This window comes from Lysobacter capsici (assembly GCF_018732085.1).
Taxonomy (GTDB): domain Bacteria; phylum Pseudomonadota; class Gammaproteobacteria; order Xanthomonadales; family Xanthomonadaceae; genus Lysobacter; species Lysobacter capsici_A.
Window position 1 is genome coordinate 3936718 of sequence record NZ_CP076103.1, and the last position, 23397, is coordinate 3960114.

The 23397-nt window shown below is 67.5% G+C and carries 22 protein-coding genes; 4 read left to right on the top strand and 18 right to left on the bottom strand.

All coding sequences use genetic code 11. The features are described from left to right. Positions 1–28: 28 nt before the first annotated feature. The 5 genes from lepB to rpoE all read right to left on the bottom strand — a co-directional run bounded on the left by lepB (position 29) and on the right by rpoE (position 6470). Positions 29–814 carry a signal peptidase I gene (gene lepB, locus KME82_RS16310; protein ID WP_096415009.1) on the bottom strand — a complete coding sequence of 262 codons (786 nt, stop codon included), beginning with the start codon at positions 812–814 and terminating at the stop codon, positions 29–31. Between the two features lie 191 nt (positions 815–1005). Then, the gene (gene lepA / locus KME82_RS16315) at positions 1006–2799 is read right to left on the bottom strand and encodes a translation elongation factor 4 (RefSeq protein ID WP_215494992.1); all 1794 of its coding nucleotides are present in this window, start codon (positions 2797–2799) and stop codon (positions 1006–1008) included. Between the two features lie 281 nt (positions 2800–3080). Beyond that, on the bottom strand, positions 3081–4658 hold the full coding sequence (locus KME82_RS16320; protein WP_215494993.1) for a Do family serine endopeptidase: 1578 nt from the start codon (positions 4656–4658) through the stop codon (positions 3081–3083). Between the two features lie 214 nt (positions 4659–4872). Next, positions 4873–5850: an RseA family anti-sigma factor gene (locus tag KME82_RS16325; protein ID WP_215494994.1), complete on the bottom strand. Its 978-nt coding sequence runs from the start codon at positions 5848–5850 to the stop codon at positions 4873–4875. Further along, on the bottom strand, positions 5850–6470 hold the full coding sequence (rpoE, locus tag KME82_RS16330) for an RNA polymerase sigma factor RpoE (protein WP_046657182.1): 621 nt from the start codon (positions 6468–6470) through the stop codon (positions 5850–5852). The genes KME82_RS16325 and rpoE overlap by 1 nt, the downstream gene beginning before the upstream one ends. 289 nt (positions 6471–6759) lie before the next feature. Between rpoE and KME82_RS16335 the strand changes: the two genes are divergently transcribed. Further along, entirely contained in the window at positions 6760–8829 is a 2070-nt protein-coding gene (locus KME82_RS16335) for a 3-hydroxyacyl-CoA dehydrogenase NAD-binding domain-containing protein (RefSeq protein ID WP_215494995.1), read from the top strand. A gap of 1011 nt (positions 8830–9840) precedes the next feature. On the opposite strand, the gene KME82_RS16340 is transcribed toward KME82_RS16335, so the two are convergent. The 9 genes from KME82_RS16340 to fabG form a co-directional block, all read right to left on the bottom strand. Then, complete coding sequence (locus KME82_RS16340) at positions 9841–10203, bottom strand: hypothetical protein (protein ID WP_215494996.1); 363 nt, start codon at positions 10201–10203, stop codon at positions 9841–9843. 48 nt (positions 10204–10251) lie between these two features. After that, positions 10252–10611, bottom strand: coding sequence for a PilZ domain-containing protein (locus KME82_RS16345; RefSeq protein WP_036111958.1), 360 nt, complete (start codon positions 10609–10611; stop codon positions 10252–10254). After that, entirely contained in the window at positions 10608–11585 is a 978-nt protein-coding gene (locus tag KME82_RS16350) for a DNA polymerase III subunit delta' (RefSeq protein WP_191823369.1), read from the bottom strand. The genes KME82_RS16345 and KME82_RS16350 overlap by 4 nt, the downstream gene beginning before the upstream one ends. Further along, positions 11582–12232 (bottom strand): dTMP kinase, encoded by a 651-nt coding sequence (gene tmk / locus KME82_RS16355; protein ID WP_215494997.1) that lies wholly within the window; start codon positions 12230–12232, stop codon positions 11582–11584. Before tmk ends, KME82_RS16350 begins: the two co-directional genes overlap by 4 nt. Continuing rightward, positions 12229–13377, bottom strand: coding sequence for an endolytic transglycosylase MltG (gene mltG, locus KME82_RS16360; RefSeq protein ID WP_252255365.1), 1149 nt, complete (start codon positions 13375–13377; stop codon positions 12229–12231). The genes tmk and mltG overlap by 4 nt, the downstream gene beginning before the upstream one ends. Before the next feature lie 64 nt (positions 13378–13441). Continuing rightward, complete coding sequence (gene pabC, locus KME82_RS16365) at positions 13442–14260, bottom strand: aminodeoxychorismate lyase (protein WP_215494998.1); 819 nt, start codon at positions 14258–14260, stop codon at positions 13442–13444. 255 nt (positions 14261–14515) lie between these two features. Further along, complete coding sequence (gene fabF, locus KME82_RS16370) at positions 14516–15769, bottom strand: beta-ketoacyl-ACP synthase II (RefSeq protein ID WP_215494999.1); 1254 nt, start codon at positions 15767–15769, stop codon at positions 14516–14518. Positions 15770–15928: 159 nt separating this feature from the next. Beyond that, entirely contained in the window at positions 15929–16168 is a 240-nt protein-coding gene (gene acpP / locus KME82_RS16375) for an acyl carrier protein (RefSeq protein ID WP_036111977.1), read from the bottom strand. A 129-nt stretch (positions 16169–16297) separates the two neighbouring features. After that, on the bottom strand, positions 16298–17044 hold the full coding sequence (gene fabG, locus KME82_RS16380; RefSeq protein WP_215495000.1) for a 3-oxoacyl-ACP reductase FabG: 747 nt from the start codon (positions 17042–17044) through the stop codon (positions 16298–16300). 422 nt (positions 17045–17466) lie between these two features. Here fabG and KME82_RS16385 point away from each other — a divergent pair, with 422 nt between their 5' ends. After that, positions 17467–18249 carry an SDR family NAD(P)-dependent oxidoreductase gene (locus KME82_RS16385; protein ID WP_215495001.1) on the top strand — a complete coding sequence of 261 codons (783 nt, stop codon included), beginning with the start codon at positions 17467–17469 and terminating at the stop codon, positions 18247–18249. A 22-nt stretch (positions 18250–18271) separates the two neighbouring features. Here the strand turns inward: KME82_RS16385 and fabD are convergent, their stop codons facing one another. From fabD to KME82_RS16405, 4 genes are all read right to left on the bottom strand, one after another. Further along, positions 18272–19213 carry an ACP S-malonyltransferase gene (gene fabD, locus KME82_RS16390; RefSeq protein ID WP_215495002.1) on the bottom strand — a complete coding sequence of 314 codons (942 nt, stop codon included), beginning with the start codon at positions 19211–19213 and terminating at the stop codon, positions 18272–18274. Between the two features lie 552 nt (positions 19214–19765). After that, complete coding sequence (locus KME82_RS16395) at positions 19766–20746, bottom strand: beta-ketoacyl-ACP synthase III (protein ID WP_215495003.1); 981 nt, start codon at positions 20744–20746, stop codon at positions 19766–19768. Positions 20747–21016: 270 nt separating this feature from the next. Next, a complete protein-coding gene (rpmF, locus tag KME82_RS16400; RefSeq protein WP_215495004.1) occupies positions 21017–21211 on the bottom strand; it encodes a 50S ribosomal protein L32 in 195 nt (64 codons plus the stop codon). A gap of 134 nt (positions 21212–21345) precedes the next feature. Then, positions 21346–21867 carry a YceD family protein gene (locus tag KME82_RS16405; protein WP_215499106.1) on the bottom strand — a complete coding sequence of 174 codons (522 nt, stop codon included), beginning with the start codon at positions 21865–21867 and terminating at the stop codon, positions 21346–21348. A 141-nt stretch (positions 21868–22008) separates the two neighbouring features. On the opposite strand from KME82_RS16405, the gene KME82_RS16410 reads away from it, so the two are divergent. Next, positions 22009–22374: a hypothetical protein gene (locus KME82_RS16410; RefSeq protein WP_215495005.1), complete on the top strand. Its 366-nt coding sequence runs from the start codon at positions 22009–22011 to the stop codon at positions 22372–22374. Between the two features lie 83 nt (positions 22375–22457). Beyond that, positions 22458–23030, top strand: a complete 573-nt coding sequence (locus KME82_RS16415) for a Maf family protein (RefSeq protein WP_215495006.1) — start codon at positions 22458–22460, stop codon at positions 23028–23030. Positions 23031–23397: the final 367 nt, after the last annotated feature.

Consider the following 23397-nt stretch of genomic DNA (forward strand, 5'->3'; position numbering starts at 1 on the left):
GCGTCCCCACCGCAACGGCGATCGGCCGTTACGGAATGCTGTTGCCGATGCGCGAGAAGTCCACGCCCCCATCGAAGTTCATCCAGATCAGGAACGCCCGGCCGCGCAGGTTCTGCTCCGGCAGGAAGCCCCAGTATCGGCTGTCTTCGCTGTTGTCGCGATTGTCGCCCATCACAAAATACTCGCCCTTGGGCACGACCCAGTCGCCCTCGCCCTGATCCAGCAGCGGCGATTCGGTGCGCAGCAGGATCCGATGCACATGTTTGCCGATCTGTTCGCGCAATTCCTGTGAGCCGGTCATCTCGGTGCCGTTGCCGCGGCCCTGGTAGGTGCCGATCGGGGCGTAGATGATCGGCTCGCCGTTCACGGTCAGGCGACCGTCGCGGTAGCTGACCTTGTCGCCCGGCAGGCCGATGATGCGCTTGATCCAGTCCTGCTCGGGATGGTGCGGCGGCCGGAACACGACCACGTCGCCGCGCTCGGGCTCGCCCATCGCCAGCACCTTGTGGTTGCTGATCGGCAGGCGCAGGCCGTAGGTGAACTTGTTGACCAGGATGAAGTCGCCGGTCAGCAGGGTCGGCATCATCGAGTTCGACGGAATCCGGAACGGCTCGGCGATGAAGCTGCGCAGGATCAGCACCACGAACAGCACCGGGAAGAACGCCTTGGAGTAGTCGACGAGGACCGGCTCCTTGCCGTCGTCGAGCAGCCCCTCGCGCGCGGCGCGACGCTTGGCCAGCACCATCTTGTCGAGCAGCCAGACCAGGCCGGTGATCAGGGTCAGCGAGACCAGGGCGATTTCGAACCAACGCATGCTTGTTCCTTCATTGGCGGGATTCGGGATTCGGGATTCGCGATTCGGGAACCGGCCAAAGCCGCTGAACCCGCCTCGAACCCGCCTCACCGCGTCCCGCGCTAGTTGATGATGACGAAAACTTCAGAAAACCCGGGTACCGGCCGACGCGTCGACGATTCCCGATTCTCCATTCCCTATTCCCGCCCGAATTACTTGTTGTCGGTCGACAACACCGCGAGGAACGCTTCCTGCGGAATCTCGACCCGGCCGACCTGCTTCATCCGCTTCTTGCCCTCTTTCTGCTTCTCGAGGAGCTTCTTCTTGCGGCTGATGTCGCCACCATAACATTTGGCCAAAACGTTCTTGCGCATCGCCTTGACCGTGCTGCGGGCGATGATCTGCGAGCCGACCGCGGCCTGGATCGCGACGTCGAACATCTGCCGCGGAATCAGGTCCTTCATCTTCTCGCACAGCTCGCGGCCGCGCCGGTCGGCGTGGCTGCGGTGGACGATGATCGACAACGCATCGACCTTGTCGCCGTTGATCAGCGTGTCCACGCGCACGAACGGGCCTTCCTGGAAACGCAGGAAGTGGTAGTCCAGCGAGGCATAGCCGCGCGAGACCGACTTGAGCTTGTCGAAGAAGTCCAACACCACCTCGGCCATCGGCAGCTCGTAGCTGATCTGCACCTGGCTGGCCATGTAGGTGATGCCGATCTGCACGCCGCGCTTTTCCTCGCACAACTTGATCACGCTGCCGATGTAATCGGGCGGGGTCAGGATGTTGGCGCGGATCACCGGCTCGCGGATTTCCTCGACCATGTTGACCGGCGGCAGCTTGGCCGGGTTGTCCATGGGGATGACCGTGCCGTCGGTTTTGAGCACTTCGTAGATCACCGTCGGCGCGGTGGAAATCAGGTTGAGGTCGTATTCGCGCTCCAGGCGCTCTTGCACGATTTCCATGTGCAGCATGCCCAGGAAGCCGCAGCGGAAGCCGAAGCCCATCGCCTCGGAGCTTTCCGGTTCGAAGCGCAGCGCGGCGTCGTTGAGGCGCAGCTTGTCGAGCGCTTCGCGCAGCGCCGGATAGTCCTCGGCGTCGACCGGGAACAGGCCGGCGAACACGCGCGGCTGCATTTCCTGGAAGCCCGGCAGCGGCTTGGCCGCCGGATCGCTGGCCAGGGTCAGGGTGTCGCCGACCGGCGCGCCGTGCACGTCCTTGATCGAGGCGTTGATCCAGCCGACCTCGCCCGGACCCAGCCGCGCCAGGTCCTTGCGCTTGGGCGTGAACACGCCGACCTTGTCGACCAGATGGGTGCGGCCGGTCGACATGACCAGGATCTTGCTGCCCGGCACGATCTCGCCCTGCATGACCCGCACCAGCGAGACCACGCCGAGGTAGTTGTCGAACCACGAGTCGATGATCAGCGCCTGCAGCTTGTCGGTGTCGCGCGGCCTCGGCGGCGGAATGCGCTTGACGATGGCTTCCAGCACCAGATCGACGTTGAGGCCGGTCTTGGCGCTGATCGCGACCGCGTCCTCGGCGTCGATGCCGATCACCGCTTCGATCTCGGCCTTGGCGCGCTCGATGTCGGCGGTCGGCAGGTCGATCTTGTTGAGCACCGGCACCACTTCCAGACCCTGCTCGACCGCGGTGTAGCAGTTGGCGACCGACTGCGCTTCCACGCCCTGGGCCGCGTCGACCACCAGCAGCGCGCCTTCGCAGGCGGCGAGCGAACGGCTGACTTCGTAGCTGAAGTCGACGTGGCCCGGGGTGTCGATGAAGTTGAGCTGATAGGTGTTGCCGTCCTTCGCCTTGTACGGCAGCGACACGGACTGGGCCTTGATGGTGATGCCGCGCTCGCGCTCGATCGGATTCGAGTCGAGCACTTGCGCTTCCATCTCGCGCGCTTCGAGACCTCCGCACAGCTGGATGATGCGGTCGGCGAGCGTCGACTTGCCATGGTCGACGTGGGCGATGATGGAGAAGTTTCTGATCAGGTGCATGCGGGGCGACTTGAAGCTCGCCGGCTCCAATGAGTGAGCGGACAGGAAAATTAACGGCGGATTATCGCATAGCCCCCGGCCTCGACGGCGAATCTTCGCCACGGACCTGAAGCGCCGGTCGGCGAAGGCCCCGGCCGGCGTGGGACTCCGGCACAGCCACGGGCCGCGGGGGATACGGCGACGCCCGCCGTGGCAGCGGCGGGCGTCGCATGGAACGTCTGGAAGCGTATCGATCGGGCCAGGGCGCGGGTCACACGCCCCGGGCCGGATGCCGCGCTGGCTTATTTGTCCTCAGCAGCCTCGACCGCGATGAACTGGGTCTGCGCGCCACGACGGATCAGCAGCATCACGGTCTGACCGGGCTTGACCCCGGCCAGGGCCCGGTCCAGGGCGGCCACGTTGCCGACCTGGCTGCGTCCGACCGACAGGATCACATCCCCTGCGCGCACGCCCGCGTCGCCGGCGGCATCGCCCGGATCGCGCACGACCACGCCCTCGCCCGGCTTCAGCCCCAGGCGCTGGCGCGCGGCGGCATCGACGTCCTGGGCGATCAGGTTCAAGGGATTGCCGTTGGCGCGCGGGACCGCCTTCTCGCCCGGACGCGCCGACGGATCGCCGGCTAGGCCCGCGGCGGCATTGGTGTCGAGTTCGCTGACCGCGACGTTGATCTCGAGGTTCTTGCCGTCGCGGAACAGCCCGACCTTGGCCTTGGAACCCGGCGCCATGTTGCCGATCAGCGGCGGCAAGTCGCTGGACTCGCGAATCTGGGTGCCGTTGACCGTGCGGATCACGTCGCCCAGCTGGATGCCGGCCTTGTCGGCCGGCCCGCCCGGCAGGACCTGATTGACCAGCGCGCCGTTGCTGTCGGGCAGGCCCAGCGCCTGCGCGCCCTTGCTGTCGAGCACCTGCACGACCACGCCCAGCTGGCCGCGGCTGACCTTGCCGCTGGCGCGCAACTGTTCGGCCGAATTCATCGCCACATCGATCGGAATGGCGAAGCTCACGCCCATGTAGCCGCCGGAGTTGGAGAAGATCTGCGAGTTGATGCCGACCACCTCGCCGCTGGTATTGAGCAGCGGACCGCCGGAATTGCCTTGGTTGATCGCCACGTCGGTCTGGATGAACGGCACGTAGCGCTGATCCGCGTACGGATTGCTGCGCCCGACCGCGCTGACGATGCCGGCGGTGACCGAGTGATCCAGGCCGAACGGCGAGCCGATCGCGACCACCCATTGCCCGGCCTTGGTCTGCCCGGCCGCGGCGGCGCGCAGGAACGGCAGGCCCTTGGCCTCGATCTTGAGAAGCGCCACGTCGGACTGCTCGTCGCTGCCGATCACCTTGGCCTTGAACTCGCGCCGGTCGGTCAGCTTGACCGTGACCGTGTCGGCGCCGTCGACCACGTGATGATTGGTCAGCACATAGCCGTCCTGCGAAATCAGGAAGCCGCTACCGATCGAACGGCCGCCGCCGCGCGGCTGGCGTGGGCCCTGCTGGCCCGGGCCGCCGGGGCCGCCCGGCATGCCGTCGGGACCGAAGAAGCGGCGAAAGAATTCGGGGATCTGGTCTTCGTCGGGCAGGCCGCCGCGGGCGGTCGCGCGCTCACGCTTGGGCGTAACTTCGGCGCTGATGTTGACCACCGCCGGCCCGACCCGCTGGACCAGGTTGGTGAAATCCGGCAGACCGGCGACCAGCGGAGCGGCCGGGGTCGCCGCCGGCGGCGGCGCGATCGGGGTGGTCGGCGGCTGCGCGGTGCAGGCGACCGGCAGCGCGGCGATGATCGCGCCGAACAGGGCCAGCGACTGCAGGGGGCGCGCACGCCGCGGACGGGCCGGCGCAGTGCGGATGGACGAGCGATTCATCGGCGATGGGGTCATGGGAGCGGCCTCGATACGACGTGGAGTTCGGGGAAAAGGCTAAGAAAAGACAACAAGAACCCGCTGCGCGGCATCGCCGCGCATTGCACTGGAGGGTTGGAGCGAAAGGGCCGGTGGCTCCGGCCCGGACGCATTCGGCTGCGGCGCGGGTCGGCCTGGCGCTGACGGAGCAGCCAAGGCCGACGTTGCCCGGGCCAGCTTACGGCGAGGGCTGCGGCCGTTCCTGGACCGGCGGCCGGGTTCGCGCCTCTTCGGCCTGGGTGGCGGGCTCGAAGGGATAGAACGACGGCGAATTGCCGTAACTGGCGGTGTAGCCGCTGCCCGCGGTCTGGTAGTTCGGCAGCGCCGCGCGCGGCCACGGACGCGCCGCCGGCGATTCGTTCTGCGGTTGCGGACGGAACGGGTTGGCGTGGGTGGCGTCGGCCAGCACCGGCGAACTGGCGCCGCCGGCCGCGGCAACCTGCACCGGCGCTTCGGCCTGGCGTTCAGAGGCACGCAATGCGGCACGCTGGCTCTGTCCGCGCGAGCGGCGCTCGGCCAGGCGACGCGGAATTTCCGCGACCGCGACCGCACCGGCGGCGAGCCCGGACGCATCGGCCGAGGTCAGCGACGGCTCGGTGTCGGCCACCGCCGCGATCGCCTGCGCCGGCTCGGCCGGGACCGGCTGCGGGGCGGGCTGCTGCGTGGGCTGGGTGTTCTGCGCCGAGGCCACCGTGGCGGTCTGGGCCGCGACCTGGGCCGGGTCGGCGTTGCCGCCGGCCTCGTCGGAGAACGGCCGCGCCACGAACAAGGCCGCGACCGCGACCGAGGCCGCCAAGGCCGCGCCACCGATCCAGCCACGGCGCGAACCGGCGGCCCGACGTGGCGTGATGCTGGCGTCCTGAGCCGCCGTGGTATCGCGCACGTTCTGCAAGGCCGCATCGGCGGCGATCGCCGCGGCGACGCGGTCGGCGAACCCCGGATCGGCGAAACCGGGCGTCACGCCCGCGCCGGCCTGGCGGCGCAGCAGGTCGCCGCACAGCTGCCAGCGGCCGCAGGTGTCGCGCCATTGCACGTCGTGACCGAGCCGCTTGAGCGCGAAACGCGCCGCGTCGGCATCGAGCTCGCCGTCGAACAAGGCGCTGAGGTTCTCGCGCTCGTCGCGGTGGGCATCGCTATGGAATGGGGTCGAAGTCATCAGTGGGCGCGCTCCCGGGGGCGGTGGTTACCCTGGTCTTGGTTGTCCAACAGGGGCCGAAGTTCCGTATCGATCGCCTCGCGGGCGCGGAAAATCCGCGAACGCACGGTACCGATCGGGCAAGCCATCTTCTGCGCGATCTCTTCGTAGCTCAGGCCGTCCACCTCGCGCAGGGTGATTGCGGCCCGCAATTCCTCCGGCAGCGAATCGACCACCTTCATCACGGTGCGTTCGATCTCCTGCCGCAGCAGTTCGTGTTCCGGCGTGTCGGTGTCGCGCAGACGGATGCCGGTATCGAACTGCTCGGCGTCGCCGGCGTCGATATCGTCGGTCGGCGGCCGTCGGTTCTGCGCTACCAGGTAGTTTTTGGCGGTATTCACGGCGATCCGGTGCAACCACGTATAGAACTGGGCGTCGCCGCGGAAATTCGCCATCGCGCGGTACGCGCGGATGAAGGTTTCCTGGGCCACGTCCTGGCATTCGCTCCAGTCGGGAATGTAGCGCCCGATCAACGCGGTGATCCGATGCTGGTACTTGCGCACCAATACATCGAAGGCCGTGCTGTCGCCGCGCTGGACACGCCTGACCAGCTCCTGGTCCAACAACTCATTTTCGGCCATACCGCGCCGGCACTCCTGTCAGCTCGGCCATGGCCGAACAATGGGACAACCCTGTCGGGGGAAAGTTCAATCGCTGGATTAATGGGGCCACCGGCGACCTCGCGCAACCGCCAAGTGTCACATAAGCGATGCGCTGGCGGCTCGGACGGTCCATTGTGGTCGCCAATCCCCTCGTTTGCGTTGCCGTCCCGATACGGTCGCGCCGTCACTTCGGCGGTGCCGATTTGACGGCGACGAAACAAGATCGGGATGATAGCGACCTATTCCATACCTGAACGGATGGTGCGGCATGACTGCAGCCCTCGACGGCCTCCCCGCGTTTGCCGGGCTCCGTGCCCGGCACTGGCACACCCAATTGCGCGAGGACGGCGTACTGGTGCTTTCTTTCGACCGTGAGGGATCGCCGGTCAACACCTTCGCCCAGGACGTGCTGATCGAACTCGACGGCCTGCTCGAACGCCTCGCGCTGGACCCGCCCAAGGGCCTGGTGCTGCGCTCGGCTAAGAGCAGCGGTTTCATCGCCGGCGCCGACATCAAGGAATTCCAGACCTTCGACGAGAAGGGCACGGTCGGCGACGCGATCCGTCGCGGCCAGCAGGTGTTCCAGCGCCTGGCCGAACTGCCCTGCCCCACGGTCGCGGCGATCCACGGCTTCTGCATGGGCGGCGGCACCGAAATCTCGCTGGCCTGCCGCTACCGCGTCGCCAGCAGCGACCCGTCGACCCGCATCGGCCTGCCGGAAGTGAAGCTCGGCATCTACCCGGGCTGGGGCGGCAGCGTGCGCCTGCCGCGCCTGGTCGGCGCACCGGCCGCGTTCGACATGATGCTGACCGGCCGCACGTTGTCGGCTTCGGCCGCGCGCGCGATCGGCCTGGTCGACAAGATCGCCGAACCGGCGGTGCTGGTCGACACCGCCGCCGGCCTCGCCCTGCGCGGCGCGGAGCGTCCGTTCAAGCAGCGCTTCATGGGCTGGGCGAGCAACACCTGGCCCGCGCGCAAGATCCTCGCGCCGATGCTGGTCAAGCAGGTCGCGCGCAAGGCCAAGAAAGACCACTACCCCGCCCCGTACGCGCTGATCTCGACCTGGGAGCGCACCGGCGGCGGCATCCAAGCCAAGCTCGCGGCCGAACGCAAATCGGTGGTGAAGCTGTCGGGCACGCCGACCGCGCGCAATCTGATCCGGGTGTTCTTCCTGCAGGAGCGGCTCAAGGGCCAGGGCGGCAAGGAGCACGGGATCAAGAACGTGCATGTGGTCGGCGCCGGCGTGATGGGCGGCGACATCGCCGCGTGGTCGGCCTACAAGGGCTTCGAAGTCACTTTGTCCGATCGCGAGCAGCGTTTCATCGACGGCGCGTTGGAACGCGCGCGGGAATTGTTCGCCAAGAAGGTGAAGGACGACGCCAAGCGCCCGGCCGTGGCCGCGCGGCTGAAAGGCGATCTGGGCGGCGCCGGCGCCGATATCGCCGACCTGGTGATCGAAGCGATCATCGAAAAACCCGAAGCCAAGCGCGAGTTGTACGACCAGGTCGAGCCGCGCCTGAAAGCCGATGCGCTGCTGACCACCAACACCTCCTCGATCCCGCTCGACGAACTGCGCGAACACATCCGCCGTCCGGCCCAGTTCGGCGGCCTGCATTACTTCAACCCGGTGGCGTTGATGCCGCTGGTCGAGATCATCCGCCACGACGCGATGGCGCCGGAAACCGAACAGCGCCTGGCGGCGTTCTGCAAGGCGATCGACAAGCTGCCGGTGCCGGTCGCTGGCACGCCGGGCTTCCTGGTCAACCGGGTGTTGTTCCCGTATCTGCTCGAAGCCGGCAATGCCTTCGCCGAAAGCATCCCGGGTCCGGCGATCGACAAGGCCGCGATCAAGTTCGGCATGCCGATGGGTCCGATCGAATTGATCGACACCGTCGGCCTCGACGTCGCCGCCGGCGTCGGCGCGGAACTCGCGCCGTTCCTCGGCCTGACCGTACCGGCCGCGCTGAGCACGGTCGAGCCGGGCAAGCGCGGCAAGAAGGACGGCCAGGGTTTGTACAAGTGGGAAAACGGCCGCGCGCAGAAGCCCGAGTTGCCGAAGGACTACAAGGCGCCGACCGACCTGGAAGATCGCCTGATCCTGCCGTTGATCAACGAAGCGGTGGCCTGCCTGCACGACGGCGTGGTCAGCGACGGCGACCTGCTCGACGCCGGCGTGATCTTCGGCACCGGTTTCGCCCCGTTCCGTGGTGGTCCGATCCAGTACGTGCGCGAGACCGGGGTGGAGAACGTGCTCGCGCGTTTGCAGCAGTTGCAGGCGCGTTATGGCGATCGGTTCGCGCCGCGGCCGGGTTGGGATTCGGCGGCGTTGCGCAAGTAAGCGCTCGGCGCGGTTAGCAAACGAAGAAGCCGCGCAGTGCGCGGCTTCTTCGTTTTTTCCGGCGTTGCGAGCAACGTAGCGGCATGGCCTGCCTGTAGGAGCGGCGCAAGCCGCGACCGCGGGAGCGCAACTGCGGCGTAGGTTTCGACGTTGCCGCGATGGTGCGGTCGCGGCTTGCGCCGCTCCTACAGGTAGGCCACGCGGCTCTTGCTTGAGTTTGAAACCGCGCAGTTCATCCAGCGCTGCGAAGCCACTGACTCGCGAGAACAACAGCACACCCGGAGGGCGGCGCACAGGGATGTGCGCCGTGCGCCACCGGGACAGGATGTCCCGTGTGGCGCATGCCTGCGTCGGCACCGATCGTGCGGCTCTTGATTCGAAACAGGAACGCCTTTTTCTTTGGTGACTTTCTTTTGTGGCTCTGGACAAAAGAAAGTTACCCGCCGCTTTAGTGGCGGAAGCTTTTGATGTTGCTTCAAGCTTTGAAGCTTCAAGCTTTCAAGCCAAAGGCAGGATCAACAGCTTTCGTCCGCAAGCGGCCGAGTTACTTTCTTTTGTCTAAAGCGACAAAAGAAAGGTAACCAAAGAAAAACGCTTTTCTTTGAATCAAGTGCCCGCACGATCGATGCCGACGCGGGCATGCGCCACACGAGACATCCTGTCTCGGTGGCGCACGGCGCACATCCCTGTGCGCCGCCCTCCGGGTGTGCTTTTGCTAACGCGAGTTCTTTGCCTCGCAGCTCTGGAAGCGATGACTGAAACGAGGCATAACCCGCATGGCCTACCTGTAGGAGCGGCGCAAGCCGCGACCGCGGGAATGCAACTACGACGAACCTTGCATCGTTACCGTATTGGCGCGGTCGCGGCTCACGCCGCTCCTACAGGTAGGCCATGAGGGCAACGCGAAGATTCGAGGACACGACGCGATCGCGGCGATCGAAATCAAACCACCGTGTCAGGCGTTCAAAACGGCGACACGACTCGATCCGAACCCACGCCCAACCACCACCGTCAATCGAAAAAATCGAACACCGACCAATCGATATCCGGAAACTCCAACCACGACAGGTCGAAATCGAAGTCGAACCACCCACCCTCGCCCACGCTGACCGCCTGCAGCATCTGCGTCTTCATCCCCACGTAATCGCAAGCCTCGCCGAGCGCCGCATGCATCGCGTCGAAATCCTCGTGGGTGTTGAACAGCGCATGCGACCAGCAGACCACGTCGGTCGGCACCTGGCTGCGCAGGTTCGCGGCCTTCACTTGCTCGACGCTGTAATACGGCTTCTTGCCGTGATGGCGCAGCAGATCGTCGCCCACGCGCCGGGCCTGGGCGCGCTTGTCGCACGGGGAAATAGCACACGCCGATGACATCGCGCCTCCTTGCGAACGGATCGACCGCCGATCTACCGGGCCGTGGTCTTACATGGTGTGCGTCGGCCGCTCGGCCGACAAGGTGCCGGCCAGCAAGGCCTCGATCTTGCCCTTGACCGCATCGCCTTCGGCGGTTTCGGCGAACTGCACGCCGATGCCGGCCGCGCGATGCCCCTGCGCGCCGGTCGGGGTGACCCAGACGACCTTGCCGGCCACCGGCATGCGCTCGCTGGATTCGGGCAGGGTCAGCAGCAGGAACACTTCGTCGCCGAGGAAATAGCGCTTGGGCGTGGCGACGAAGATGCCGCCGTACTTCAGGAACGGCATGTAAGCGCTGTACAGCGCCGCCTTGTCCTTGATCGTCAACGACAAGATGCCCTGCCGCGCTGCGCCCGCTGTTGCGTTCATGCCCTGCTTCCTCCTGCGGCGCGGCGTGCTTCGTCGGCGCGCCAGGCCATCAACAATTCGACGACGGCCAGATCGGCGCGGACCGTGGTCCGCAGTAAATCGCGGGTGCGGTTGGCGCGATCGAACCAAGTCGCAAGACTGCGCGCGCGCGCCGGGTCGGTCAAGCCGGACGCGGCTTGCGCGAGCGCGATGTCCGACGCGTGTCGCAGACGCAGCGATGCGTGTTCGTCGCCGACCCAGCGCTGCGCGACTTCCGGCGCGGAGGTCTCGCCGCGCGCGAGCTTGCTCAGATCGGCGGCGACTTCGCGGCGCAGCTTGAGTCCGTCGCCGGTCAGCCATTCGTGGGCCAGGCCGGGATGGCCGCGCGCGGCATCGAAGGCTTCGCGCGCGCTGGCCTCGCTGTGGCCCTGCGCCTTGAGCCACGCCAGCGATTCGTCGGGCTGCGGCAAGCGGAACTCCAGGCGCTGGCAGCGGCTGCGGATGGTCGCCGGCAGACGCGCCGGGTACGAACTGACCAGCCACAGGTAGCGGCCCTGCACCGGTTCTTCCAGGGTCTTGAGCAAGGCGTTGCAGGCGGCGTTATTGATCGCGTCGGCCGGATCGATGATCGCGATCTGCGCGCCGCCGTACTGCGGCGTCAGCGCCAGGCGTTCGGACAGGCTGCGGATCTGGTCGATCACGATCTCGGTGCGCAGCTTGGTGCCTTCCTTGTTCGGCACGAAGCTGACCAACTGGTAATCCGGATGGGTGCCAGCGGCGAGCAGCAGGCAGCTGCGGCAACGGCCGCAGGGCTCGCCGGCGGCGTCGCGGTCGCGGCACAGCAGGCCGTGCGCGAGACGCTCGGCGACCGCGCGTTTGCCCAACTGCGCCGGGCCGCAGAACAGCAGCCCGTGGCCCAGGCGGCCGGCATCGATCGAGGCCTTGGCTTGGTCGTAGATACGGCGCTGCCAAGGCGCGAACACGGCGGCGCTCATCGCGCGGCCTCGGGGGTCGCGGCGATCAACGCATGCACACGCGCGACCGCCCGCGCGGCGACAGCGTCGGCCGGCTGGCTGGCATCGATCAGTTCGAAGCGTTCCGGCTCGGCCGCGGCGCGATCGCGATAGCCCTGGCGCACGCGCTCGAAGAAATCGTTGCGTTCGCCTTCGATCCGGTCGGCGGCGCCGCGGCCGCGCATACGCTGCAGGCCGATCTCGACCGGTACGTCTAGCAACAGAGTCAGCGCCGGACGGATGCCGACCACGCGCCGCTCGAGTTCGGCGATGAACTGCGCATCCAGGCCGCGACCGGCGCCTTGATACGCGTAGCTGGCATCGGTGAAGCGATCGCTGACCACCCACTGGCCGCGTTCGAGCGCCGGCACGATCGTCGCGCGCACGTGCTGGGCGCGCGCGGCGAAGGCCAGCAGCAATTCGGTTTCGGGCGAGGCCGGCTCGTGGTGGGTATCGAGCATCAGGCCGCGAATCTGTTCGGCCAGCGGCGTGCCGCCGGGTTCGCGCGTGTACACGGCCTGGATGCCGGCGCGTTCGAACGCCGCGCGCAAGGCGCTGAGCACGGTCGACTTGCCCGCGCCTTCGCCGCCTTCCAGGGTGACGAAGCGCGCGTGGGTCGGCAGCGTCATCGGGTCGCCCCGGGCGATGCCGGCGCGGGCGCCGGCGCATCGCTGCCTTCGGCCGCTTCCTCCAGCACCGCCTTGCCCTCCTCGGGCTGGCCGCGGGTCTGGTTCTGGCGATAGCGCTGCAGGTAGATGCGCACGTTGGCCTGGTGCTGGGCGTAGGTCGCGGCGAACAGGCTGCGGCCGCTGCCGTCGCCGGAGGCGACGAAGAACAGCGCATCGCCCGGGGCCGGATTGGCCGTGGCCTTGAGCGCGGCCAGGCCCGGCATCGCGATCGGCGTCGGCGGCAGGCCGACGCGGGTGTAGGTGTTGTACGGCGTGTCGGTCTGCAGGTCGCGCTTGCGGATGTTGCCGTCGTAGGCCGCGCCGATGCCGTAGATCACGGTCGGGTCGGTTTCCAGTTTCATGCCGAGCTTGAGCCGGCGTTCGAACAGGCCGGCGATCTGCGCGCGCTCGGCCGGGATGCCGGTTTCCTTCTCCACGATCGAGGCCATGATCAGCAGTTCGGCCGGGCTCTTGAGCACGCTGCTGGGATCGCGCGCGGCCCAGGCCGCGGCCACCGCCTTGTCCATCGCCGCGTAGGCGCGCTTGAGCACGTCCAGGTCGGTGTCGCCGCCGGTGTATTGGTAGGTCTCCGGCAGGAAGCGGCCTTCCGGGTGCTGGCCGGGATGGCCGAGCGCCTTCATCAGCGCACTGTCGTCGAGCTGCCCGATCTGCTGCTTGAGCGGCGTGGCGCGGGCCAGGGCCGCGCGCAGATCGCGCATGTTCCAGCCGTCGACGATGGTGAAGCGGTAGCTGATGATCTTGCCGTCGCGCATCGCGATCAGCAGCGCGCGCGGGCTGGTGCCCGGTTCCAGCGCGTATTCGCCGACCTGCAGCCGTCCGGCCGCGCCGAGCTGCTTGGCCAGCACGCGCCATTGCATCGGCTCGCCGACCTCGACCCCGGCCGCGCGCAGCTTGCGCACCACCGTCGGCAGCGAGTCGCCGCGTTCGACCAACAAGGTTTCGCCCTTCTCCAGCCCGCTCATCGGGGTGACGGCGAAGGCGTCGTAACGCTGCCACAGCCATGCGCCCGCGGCGGCCAGGGCCGCCAGCAGCACCACAATCACGATCAGGCAACCGCAGCCGCGCTTGCGTTTCTTTTCTGCCACGAAACCTCCGTCATTCGATTCAACCCGCCGCGCGCCGCCGCGACCGGCGGCCGCGAGTGCGGCGCTAGTCGTCGAGCCCAGCGAAGGCGGGATGGCTTGAGCCGAGCCGGCGCCGCAACCCGGTCAGACCCGGATGCGGCGCCCATTGCCGCTCGCCGAGCCGCGCCACCGGCAGGATACCGCGCACGGCGTTGCACAGGAAAATCGCGTCGGCCCGCGCGAGGTCGGCGGCGTTCAGCGGCCGCACCTGGATATCGGCCAGATCGATCAGGGCCTGACGGCACACGCCGGCGACGCCGCAGCGGTCTACCGGCGGGGTCAGCCAGGCCCCGGCGCGCAACAGGAAGACATTCGCTGCGGTCGCGCCGACCAGTTCGCCGTCGGCGTTCAGCAACAGGCCTTCATGCACGTTCGGATCGTCCCATTCGGCGCGCGCCAGCACCTGCTCCAGGCGATTGCAGTGCTTCATCCCGGCCAGCGCCGGCTGCAGCGACACGCGCAGGTCGCACCAGCGCAGGGTCAGGCCCTCGCGCGGCGCGGGCGGCGGCAGCGGATGGCGCGAAATCGTCCAGGACGGGATCGCCTGCGGCGGCGGCGCATAGCCGCGGCCGCCTTCGCCGCGGCTTAGGATCAGCTTCAGCACCGCGTCTTCGCCTCCTAGCAAGGCCTGCGCCTCGGCCCGGACCTGGGCTTCGTCGGGCAAGCTCAGGCCCAGGCGCGGCGCGCTGTGGCGCAGCCGCGCCCAGTGGCGGTCCCACCACGGCAGCTCGCCGCGGTGCGCGCGCATGGTTTCGAACACGCCGTCGCCATAGGCGTAGGCGCGGTCGGCGGGCGACAGCGCGTCGATGCGGTCGGCGCCGCGGAACAGGCGGAATTCAGTCATGGCGCGGGGATGCGGTCGGCATGGCGGCATCGTACGCGTTGGGGCTGGGGTTGTCGGAGCGGCGGCCGTGGGAATTTGGTACTGCCACAAGCCGCGATTGGGGATTCGCAGATATGGCGGCGTTTCGACTTGGGTGTGGATTCGCGGTCGCGGCTTGCGCCGCTCCTACAGGTGGGCATCGTGGCATCGCAGACATGCGAAGGCCCGCGAAGTTGGACTTCGCGGGCCTCGCAGTGACGCGGATGCTCGGGCGGATTACAGCCGCTTGAACACCAGCGTGCCGTTGGTGCCGCCGAAACCGAAGCCGTTCGACATCGCCACGTCGATCTTGACCTGACGCGCGGTGTTGGGCACGTAGTCCAGATCGCACCCCTCGCCCGGCTCGTCCAGGTTGATGGTCGGCGGGATGATGTCGTGATGCAGCGCCAGCACCGAGAAGATCGCCTCGGCGCCGCCGGCCGCGCCGAGCAGGTGCCCGGTCATCGACTTGGTCGAGCTGACCATCATCTTGTAGGCGTGGTCGCCGAACGCGCGCTTCATCGCCAGGGTCTCGGCCAGATCGCCGAGCGGGGTCGAGGTACCGTGCGCGTTGAGGTAATCCACGTCCTCGGGGTTGAGGCCGGCGTCCTTGAGCGCGGACACCATGCAGCGCGCCGGGCCTTCGCCGTTCTCGCTCGGCGCGGTCATGTGGAACGCGTCGGAACTGGCGCCGAAACCGGCCAGTTCGCAGTAGATGCGCGCGCCGCGCGCCTTGGCGCGTTCGTACTCTTCCAGCACCAGCACGCCGGCGCCGTCGCCGAGCACGAAACCGTCGCGTTCCTTGTCCCACGGCCGCGAGGCGTGGATCGGATCGTCGTTGCGCGTGGACATGGCCTTCATCGAGCAGAAGCCGCCGACCGAGGTCGGCGAGGAGCCGCGCTCGGCGCCGCCGGCCACCATCACGTCGGCGTCGCCGTACTGGATCATGCGCATCGCCATGCCGATGGAATGGTTGGAGGTGGCGCAGGCCGAGACGGCGGAGAAATTCGGGCCCTTGATGCCGGTCAGCAACGAAACCTGGCCGGGCAGCATGTTGATGATCGTGCTGGGCACGTAGAACGGCGAGATCTTGCGCGGGCCGCCCTCGTGGTACTTGATGGTCTGCTCTTCGATGCCGAGCAGGCCGCCGATGCCCGAACCGATCAGCGCGCCGATGCGCTCGGCGTTGGAATCGTCGACGGTGATGCCGGCATCCTGCAGCGCCATCAGCGATGCGGCCACGCCGTAGTGGATGAACTCTTCCATCTTCTTGGCGTCTTTCGAGCTCACCCCGTAGTTGGTGATGTCGAAATTGCGCACTTCACCGGCGATGCGGGTGGTGAACAAGGCCGGATCGAAATGGGTGATCGGACCGATGCCGGAGCGACCATTGACGATGCCGTCCCAACTGCTGACAACGTCGTTGCCGAGCGGGGAAACGAGACCGAGGCCGGTGACGACCACGCGGCGGTTGAAGGTACGGTTGGACATGCAACGCTGCCTCTGTTGATTCCGTCTGCGGACGCTACGCCGGCGTATTGACCGGCCGGAAAAGCACGGGGCCGCAATGCGGCCCCGAGTTGTCACTTGATAATGCGTGCTGCGCGCTTGCCGCAGGCGTCGTGACGCATGCGGCCAGCGCCAGGCGCGTTACGACTTGACGTGCGCCTTGACGTAGTCGATCGCCTGCTGCACCGAGGTGATCTTCTCGGCTTCTTCATCCGGAATCTCGCACTCGAACTCTTCTTCGAGCGCCATCACCAGCTCGACGGTGTCGAGCGAATCCGCGCCGAGATCGTCGACGAACGAAGCGTTGTTGGTGACTTCGTCTTCCTTGACGCCGAGCTGTTCGACCACGATTTTCTTGACGCGTTCTTCGATGCTGCTCATGGATGCTGCTCCTCCCGTGAGGGGTTTTCGATGGAATAGTCTAATGGAATCGAGCGGTTTCGCGAGACCGGCCCCCGGTTTCGACGAAACCCCTTTGGGTTCAATCGCTTACTAGCCTACGTCAAGGGCTTACGGCATGTACATGCCACCGTTGACGTGGAGGGTTTCGCCGGTGATGTAGGCCGCCCCTGGGCTGGCCAGGAACGCCACGGCGCGGGCGATGTCGGCCGGTTCGCCGAAGCGACCCAGCGCGATCTGTTCGAACATGGCCTTCTTCGCGTCCTCGGGGAGGTCGCGGGTCATGTCGGTGTCGATGAAGCCGGGCGCGACCACGTTCACGGTCACCCCGCGGCTGCCGATCTCGCGCGCCATCGATTTGCTGAAGGCGATCACGCCGGCCTTGGCCGCGGCGTAGTTGGCCTGGCCGGCGTTGCCGGTCACGCCCACGACCGAAGCGATGTTGATGATGCGGCCCTTGCGCGCCTTCATCATCGCGCGCATCACCGCCTTGCTGGTGCGGTAGACGCTGCTCAGGTTGGTGTCGAGGATGGCCTGCCAGTCCTCGTCCTTCATCCGCATCAGCAGGTTGTCGCGGGTGATGCCGGCGTTGTTGACCAGGATCGAGATCGCGCCGATGTCCTTGCCGACGCCGTCGATCAGCGCCTCGATCGAGGCCGCGTCGGCGACATCGACCACCCGGCCGTGGCCGCCGTGGGCGGCCAGGCGCTCGCCGATCGCCTTCGCGCCGGCCTCGCTGGTCGCGGTGCCGACGACGGTCGCGCCCTGCGCGGCCAGCTCGTCGGCGATGGCGGCGCCGATGCCGCGGCTGGCGCCGGTGACCAAGGCGATTTCACCCGAAAGCGGGGCAGTGCTCATGCATTCACTCCGTTCAAAACACGTGTCCGGTGCGGGCTGGGCCGGCGCGCGCTCGCGCGGCGGGGCCAGGCCCGATCGTATCGGGTCGCGGTCGCGGCGGCATTGCCGGGACGGTCGCCGCACGGGCGCCGGACCGGAAATGTTGCGACCGCAGCAAAGCGTACAGGCTGCGGGTGGCGATGAGTAGCGCGCGAACCGGCGCCGACGCCGCCCTGGCGGCCCGCATCACGGAATGAACCCGACCGCGCGCGCATCCGCGCCAAGCGCCCTGCGCGCGCGTCGGCCGACGTGACGCAGACCGCGTTCAGCCGCGCCATGCGGGCGCAATACTCGCCGCTCACCATGGCCGCTGCCGCGTCGTTGCCGGCACGCCCGCACTCCCCACCCTTCCCCGCTTCGCCCACTCTTCCAAGGCGCGATCCATGACCGCGAGCCGCAAACGTTACGAAAACAAGATCGTGCTGGTCACCGGCGGTGCCACCGGCATCGGCAAGATCACCTCGACCGCGTTCGCGCGCGAAGGCGCGAGCGTGGTGTTCACCGACCTGTCGGCCGATCACGGCCCCGCGTTCGAAGCGCAGTTGCGCGAACAAGGCTGGCAGGCGCAGTTCGTCCAATCCGACGTGACCGACCCGGGCCAGTGCGAACGCCTGGTCGCCGACATCGCCCAACGTCATGGCCGACTCGACGTCGCGGTCAACAACGCCGGCGGCATCCTGGCGCCCGACGAACTGGGCACCGGCGTCCATGACACCCTCGAAGAAGGCTGGGACAAGAACATCGCGCTGAACCTGAGCGGCGTATTCCTGGGCATGAAGTACCAGATCCGGCAAATGCTCAAACAAGGCGGCGGCGCCATCGTCAACACCGGCTCGATCGCCGGGCTGATCGTCGATGTCGACTTCACCAGCCTGTCGTACAGCACCGCCAAGGCCGGCATGATCCACATGAGCAAATGGGCGGCGGTGATGTATGCGAAAAACCATATCCGGGTGAACGTGGTGGCTCCGGCGGCGGTGGCCACCGAAGCGACCAAGGCCTTCCTGAGCGATGAAATGAAATCCTTCCTGGCCGGACAGTCGCCGATGCAGCGCATGTCCGAACCCGAAGAGATCGCCAACGCCACCTTGTGGCTGTGTTCGGACGAAGCCTACGGCGTCACCGGCGTGACCTTGCCGGTGGACGGCGGCATCGCGGCGAAATGACGATGGGTTGATCGGTCCGCGCTCACTGCCAGTCGGCGAGCGCGGTCTCGAAATCGCCCGGCGTGCCCAGCGGGCGGCCGTCGATGGATTTGTCGATGCGCTTGACCAGCCCGACCAGCACCTTGCCCGGGCCGCATTCGGCGATGCAGCCTATGCCGGCCGCGGCCAGCGCCTGCACGCAACCGGTCCATTGCACCGGCAGGTACAACTGACGCACCAGCGCGTCGCGGATCGCCTCGACGCTGGCATGCACCTGCGCATCGACGTTCTGCACCACCGGTACGTTCGGCGCGTGCCAGGTAGTACCGTTCATGGCCTCGGCCAGACGGTTGGCCGCTTCGCGCATCAGCGGCGTATGCGAGGGCACGCTGACCGACAGCTTGACCGCCTTGCGCACGCCGGCTTCGGCCAGACGAGTGAGCGCCTTGTCGACCGCGCCGGCATGGCCGCCGATCACGATCTGGCCGGGCGAGTTGTAATTGGCCGGCACCACCACTTCGCTGCCCGACACGGCCTGGCAGATTTCCTCCACCAGGGCGTCTTCGGCGCCGAGCACCGCCGCCATCGCGCCGGTGCCGGCAGGCGCGGCTTCCTGCATCAGCTGACCGCGCAGGCGCACCAGGTGCGCCGCGTCACGCAGCGACAAGGCGCCGGCCGCGACCAGCGCGCTGTATTCGCCGAGGCTGTGGCCGGCAAGCAAGGCCGGCTGCGCGCCGCCGCGGGCCTGCCACAGGCGCCACACCGCCACGCCCGCGGCCAACAGCGCCGGCTGGGTGTATTCGGTGCGATTGAGCATTTCCTCGGGACCGCCCTGGCTGAGCGCCCACAGATCGACCCCGGCGCCATCGCTGGCCTCGACGAAGGCGTCGCGGATCTGCGGATGCAGTTCCGACAGCTCGGCGAGCATGCCGATGGCTTGCGAGCCCTGGCCCGGGAAGACGAAAGAAAGTCGCTGATCGGTCACGCGTGCTGCCAGATCGGTGAGGATCGCGAATGATACGGGCGAACCGTCGCGATCGTCTGTACCCGACGGTACGGGGTCACATCCCGGCGCGATGCCGGGTGACTGGGCAGGCGCTGCGACGATGCAAACGATGGAGGCGCGATGGGCGGCGATGCACCCGGGCGCGTCGGATTGCCGTAGCGGCACGTCGATAACGATTGCGCGGTGCAAAGCGACGCGCACATGACGATTGCGCGGTGCGGACACGCGCTTGCGCGGCGAACTCATGCCTGCGCGGTCGCGGCTTGCGCCGCTCCTACAGTGCGATACGCGGCTTTCGTACAGGCATGGCGCACGCGCGACGTGAGCCAGGTATCCGCCTGTAGGAGCGGCGCAAGCCGCGACCGCGAATCAACAGCCGCATCGAAACCAACGGCCAGCCCGCGCGCACCGCATCGACAAGCTGCAACATGCAAGCTGCACTATGCGAGCCGAACCCGACAAGCCCGACCCGCGCGGAAATCCAGCCATCAAACGAGGACGGCCACCGCCGCCCTCGCAACCGGCAACGCATCAGTAACGCAGCAGCGCCGAGCCCCAAGTGAAACCGCCACCGAAGGCTTCCAGCAACAGCAACTGCCCGCGCTGCACCTTGCCCGAACGCACCGCTTCGTCCAGCGCCAGCGGCACCGAGCCCGAGGAGGTGTTGCCGTGACGATCGACGGTCACGATGACGCGATCCATCGGCATGTCCAGGCGCTTGGCCGTGGCTTCGATGATGCGCAGATTGGCCTGGTGCGGAATCAGCCAGTCGATTTCATGCCGGTCCAGGCCGTTGGCTTCCAGGGTCTCCTCGACCACCGAATCCAGCGCCTTGACCGCATGCTTGAACACTTCGTTGCCGGTCATCAACACCTTGACCCCGGCGTTGTGCTCTTCGGGCTTGAAGCCCACCGACACGCCGACCGGATTCCACAGCAGTTCCTTCTTGCCGCCGTCGGCGTGCAGATGGGTGCTGAGGATGCCGGTTTCGCTGTCGGCCTTGAGCACGACCGCGCCGGCCCCGTCGCCGAACAGCACGCAGGTGCCGCGATCGCTCCAGTCGAGCATCCGGGTCAGGGTTTCCGAACCGACCACGAGCACGGTCTTGGCCGCGCCGGAACGGATGAACTTGTCGGCGACGGTCAGCGCATAGACGAAGCCCGAGCAGGCCGCGTTGACGTCGAACGCCGGGCAGCCGTTGGCGCCCAGGCGGTGCTGGAGCAGACAAGCGGTGGACGGAAAGATCAGGTCCGGCGTGGTGGTGCCGAGCACGATCAGGTCGATCTCGCTGGCGTCCACGCCGGCCGCCTCGAGGGCGCGCACGGACGCGTGGTAGGCCAGGTCGCAGGTGGTCTCGCCTTCGGCGACGACGTGACGCTCGCGGATGCCGGTCCGGCTGACGATCCACTCGTCGCTGGTATCGACGAATTGGGCGAGGTCGGCGTTGGTCAACACCTTTTCCGGCAGATAGCTGCCGGTGCCCGCGATACGGGCGTAAATCCGATCTGTCATCACCACTCCGCGGCGTTGCCGTAAGGCGGTCCGCAGGGTGCTTGCGCCTCAGCGCGAGACAGGCAAACGCGGGCCACCGGAAAACAGGACCGCCAGCATAAGCTGGCGGCAGGTAGAAGTCGCGGCGGCCGCAGGTCTGCTTGCGGTCGGGCCGTTCCTGGCGAATGGCCCGGATCGGTGCCGGGACGATGCGGTTCGCATCGGCGCCGGCCCAGATCAGCGGCAACGCATGCCGCGATCACGGCATGCGGCGCGGCTTGCAGACGAAGCTTACTCTTCGTCGGCGACGCGCGAAGTGGTCTCGATGACCTTCTTGCCGCGGTAGTAGCCGTCGGCGGTCACGTGGTGGCGGATGTGGGTCTCTCCGCTGGTCGGGTCGGTGGCCAGCTGCTTGCTGGTCAGCGCGTCATGGGCGCGGCGCTGGCCGCGGCGGGACGGGGAAACGCGGGACTTCTGGACAGCCATGGTCTTGCTCCGGAAAAGCGGTCGAAACCTGAGGTGGATAGCGTAGCCCGATTAGCAGGAACGGCTTGCTGATTCGCCTGCAGGTCGGAAGGAAACTTGGGTCGAACGGGTGTTGCGGGGTCGTGCGTGTTGCATCAATTCTTTTTGAGCGAGGACAGCGCCGCGAACGGGTTGGCCGCGTCGCGCTCTTCCTGCGGCGCCGGCCAGTCGCGCTCGACCGCCTCGGTGCCCGGCGCCATCGGCACCACCGGCACGGCGAGGATCAGTTCGTCCTCGACCAGCTCGGAGGCCCGCAGCATGCCGTCTTCGGGCATCAGCAGCGGCTCGTAGCCTTCCGGCAGCGCGGCTTCGTCGGCTTCCTCGCGGATCAGGCCGAGACGCTGCACCATCTGCACCGGAAGCAGGAACCGCTCCAGCGTGCGCTGGCACAGCAACGGCAACGCAGTGTCGATCTTCAGCTCGACGTACGGCACCTTGAGCTCGTCGGTGTCGAAATCCAGCGAGTACTCAACGAAACCTTCGGTATCGAGCAGACTGGCCTGCAACCGGGTCAGGGCTGACAACGGCAGACGCCCTTCCACACCGCGCCGAGACGCCACCAGGCGCCAGGCATCGAGAAGATCGGGCACCCGCCCGGATGGCACATCGGCTGACATAAGCCGCGGAATGTTAAAGACCGTCCGGGGTTGTGTCAAACCGTAAGCCTCGGGCGGGACGAGGATTTGCCGCCGGGATTTGCCGCCGGCCCGGCGCTCCGTGCAGACTGCCCGGCCCACCGCAGCCGCGCCGAGTCCGCCTTGACCCTCGTCCTGCTCCTGACCGTGGCCGTACTGGCGGCCGTGGCGTCGGCCCTGATCTGGCAGTTCGGCCCGGCGCGACGCCAGCGCGCGATGCGCGAAGTGCTCGACGCGGCCGACGCGCTGGAAGCCCGGCTGCGTACCGCGCGCGCCGAAATCGAGGCGGTCGCCGGCGACGAGGGCCGCGACCCGGTCGGCGACGCGATGCGCGAAATGCTCCGCCAGCGCCTGTGGCTGCGCGACCACGGCCGCCGCGCCAGCCCGGCCCAGCTGATCGAGGTCCGCGCCTCGATCGACGCGGCCCGGGTCAAGATCGAGCAGTTGCTGAACGAGATCGAGCGGGTCCGGACGGCGCCGCTGGGCTGAACCCCAGCTGCTCAGCCAGCTGCGAGACGAAAACCGGCCTCGCCCCACTCCTTTCCTCATTCCTCTCAACTCCTTTCTCGCCCATGCCCCTGCTTCTGGCCTCCACCTCGGTCTACCGTCGCGAACTGCTCGGCCGCCTCGGCCTGCCGTTCGACACCGCCCGGCCCGAGACCGACGAAACCCCGCAGCCCGGCGAAGCGCCGGCCGCGCTGGCCGCGCGCCTGGCGGTGGCCAAGGCCGCGGCGGTCGCCGCGCTGCATCCCGACGCCTGGGTGATCGGTTCGGACCAGGTCGCCGAGTTCGATGGCCGGCCGATCGGCAAACCCGGCGACCGCGCCGGCGCGCTGGCCCAACTGACGGCGATGTCGGGACGCGAGGTGCGCTTCCTGACCGGTCTGTGCGTGCTGCGCCACGGCCAAGCGCCGCTGACCGCGCTGGACACGACGGTCGTGCGTTTCCGCGAACTGGGCGCCGAGGAGATCGCGCGCTACGTCGACGCCGAGCAGCCGTTCGACTGCGCCGGCAGTTTCAAGTCCGAAGGCTTAGGAATCACGTTGTTCGAGGCGATCGAATCGCGCGATCCGACCGCGCTGATCGGCCTGCCGCTGATCGCGACGGCGCGGTTGTTGCGCGAGGCGGGGTATCGGTTGCCTTGATGCGGCATTGATCCTGAGGCGGTATTGATCGTTGCGTGCGACTCCGGCCGGGATCGACCTTGCGCAATCTTTTGTGGGAGGGGCTTCAGCCCCGACGCTTTTCGATCAAATCTCGATGCGGCATCGACTCTCGCCATGATCGTTGCGCGCAATCCCTCAGCGAGGATCGACCTTGCGCAATCTTTTGTGGGAGGGGCTTCAGCCCCGACGCTTTCCGATCAAATCTCGATGCGGCATCGATGCGATCGGAACGAAAAGCGTCGGGGCTGAAGCCCCTCCCACAAAAGACCTCGAAGATTCGTCTGCCGGTTGCAGCCTGTCTGAGCGACGGATCGAGCTACGCTCGCCTCACCACTGATGCACTTGC

What these genes read in the sequence shown, in the direction of transcription:
- lepB (WP_096415009.1), bottom strand. Translation starts at nt 814, where the DNA reads ATGCGTTGGTTCGAAATCGCCCTGGTCTCGCTGACCCTGATCACCGGC.
- lepA (WP_215494992.1), bottom strand. Translation starts at nt 2,799, where the DNA reads ATGCACCTGATCAGAAACTTCTCCATCATCGCCCACGTCGACCATGGC.
- KME82_RS16320 (WP_215494993.1), bottom strand. Translation starts at nt 4,658, where the DNA reads ATGAATCGCTCGTCCATCCGCACTGCGCCGGCCCGTCCGCGGCGTGCG.
- KME82_RS16325 (WP_215494994.1), bottom strand. Translation starts at nt 5,850, where the DNA reads ATGACTTCGACCCCATTCCATAGCGATGCCCACCGCGACGAGCGCGAG.
- rpoE (WP_046657182.1), bottom strand. Translation starts at nt 6,470, where the DNA reads ATGGCCGAAAATGAGTTGTTGGACCAGGAGCTGGTCAGGCGTGTCCAG.
- KME82_RS16335 (WP_215494995.1), top strand. Translation starts at nt 6,760, where the DNA reads ATGACTGCAGCCCTCGACGGCCTCCCCGCGTTTGCCGGGCTCCGTGCC.
- KME82_RS16340 (WP_215494996.1), bottom strand. Translation starts at nt 10,203, where the DNA reads ATGTCATCGGCGTGTGCTATTTCCCCGTGCGACAAGCGCGCCCAGGCC.
- KME82_RS16345 (WP_036111958.1), bottom strand. Translation starts at nt 10,611, where the DNA reads ATGAACGCAACAGCGGGCGCAGCGCGGCAGGGCATCTTGTCGTTGACG.
- KME82_RS16350 (WP_191823369.1), bottom strand. Translation starts at nt 11,585, where the DNA reads ATGAGCGCCGCCGTGTTCGCGCCTTGGCAGCGCCGTATCTACGACCAA.
- tmk (WP_215494997.1), bottom strand. Translation starts at nt 12,232, where the DNA reads ATGACGCTGCCGACCCACGCGCGCTTCGTCACCCTGGAAGGCGGCGAA.
- pabC (WP_215494998.1), bottom strand. Translation starts at nt 14,260, where the DNA reads ATGACTGAATTCCGCCTGTTCCGCGGCGCCGACCGCATCGACGCGCTG.
- fabF (WP_215494999.1), bottom strand. Translation starts at nt 15,769, where the DNA reads ATGTCCAACCGTACCTTCAACCGCCGCGTGGTCGTCACCGGCCTCGGT.
- acpP (WP_036111977.1), bottom strand. Translation starts at nt 16,168, where the DNA reads ATGAGCAGCATCGAAGAACGCGTCAAGAAAATCGTGGTCGAACAGCTC.
- fabG (WP_215495000.1), bottom strand. Translation starts at nt 17,044, where the DNA reads ATGAGCACTGCCCCGCTTTCGGGTGAAATCGCCTTGGTCACCGGCGCC.
- KME82_RS16385 (WP_215495001.1), top strand. Translation starts at nt 17,467, where the DNA reads ATGACCGCGAGCCGCAAACGTTACGAAAACAAGATCGTGCTGGTCACC.
- KME82_RS16395 (WP_215495003.1), bottom strand. Translation starts at nt 20,746, where the DNA reads ATGACAGATCGGATTTACGCCCGTATCGCGGGCACCGGCAGCTATCTG.
- rpmF (WP_215495004.1), bottom strand. Translation starts at nt 21,211, where the DNA reads ATGGCTGTCCAGAAGTCCCGCGTTTCCCCGTCCCGCCGCGGCCAGCGC.
- KME82_RS16405 (WP_215499106.1), bottom strand. Translation starts at nt 21,867, where the DNA reads ATGTCAGCCGATGTGCCATCCGGGCGGGTGCCCGATCTTCTCGATGCC.
- KME82_RS16415 (WP_215495006.1), top strand. Translation starts at nt 22,458, where the DNA reads ATGCCCCTGCTTCTGGCCTCCACCTCGGTCTACCGTCGCGAACTGCTC.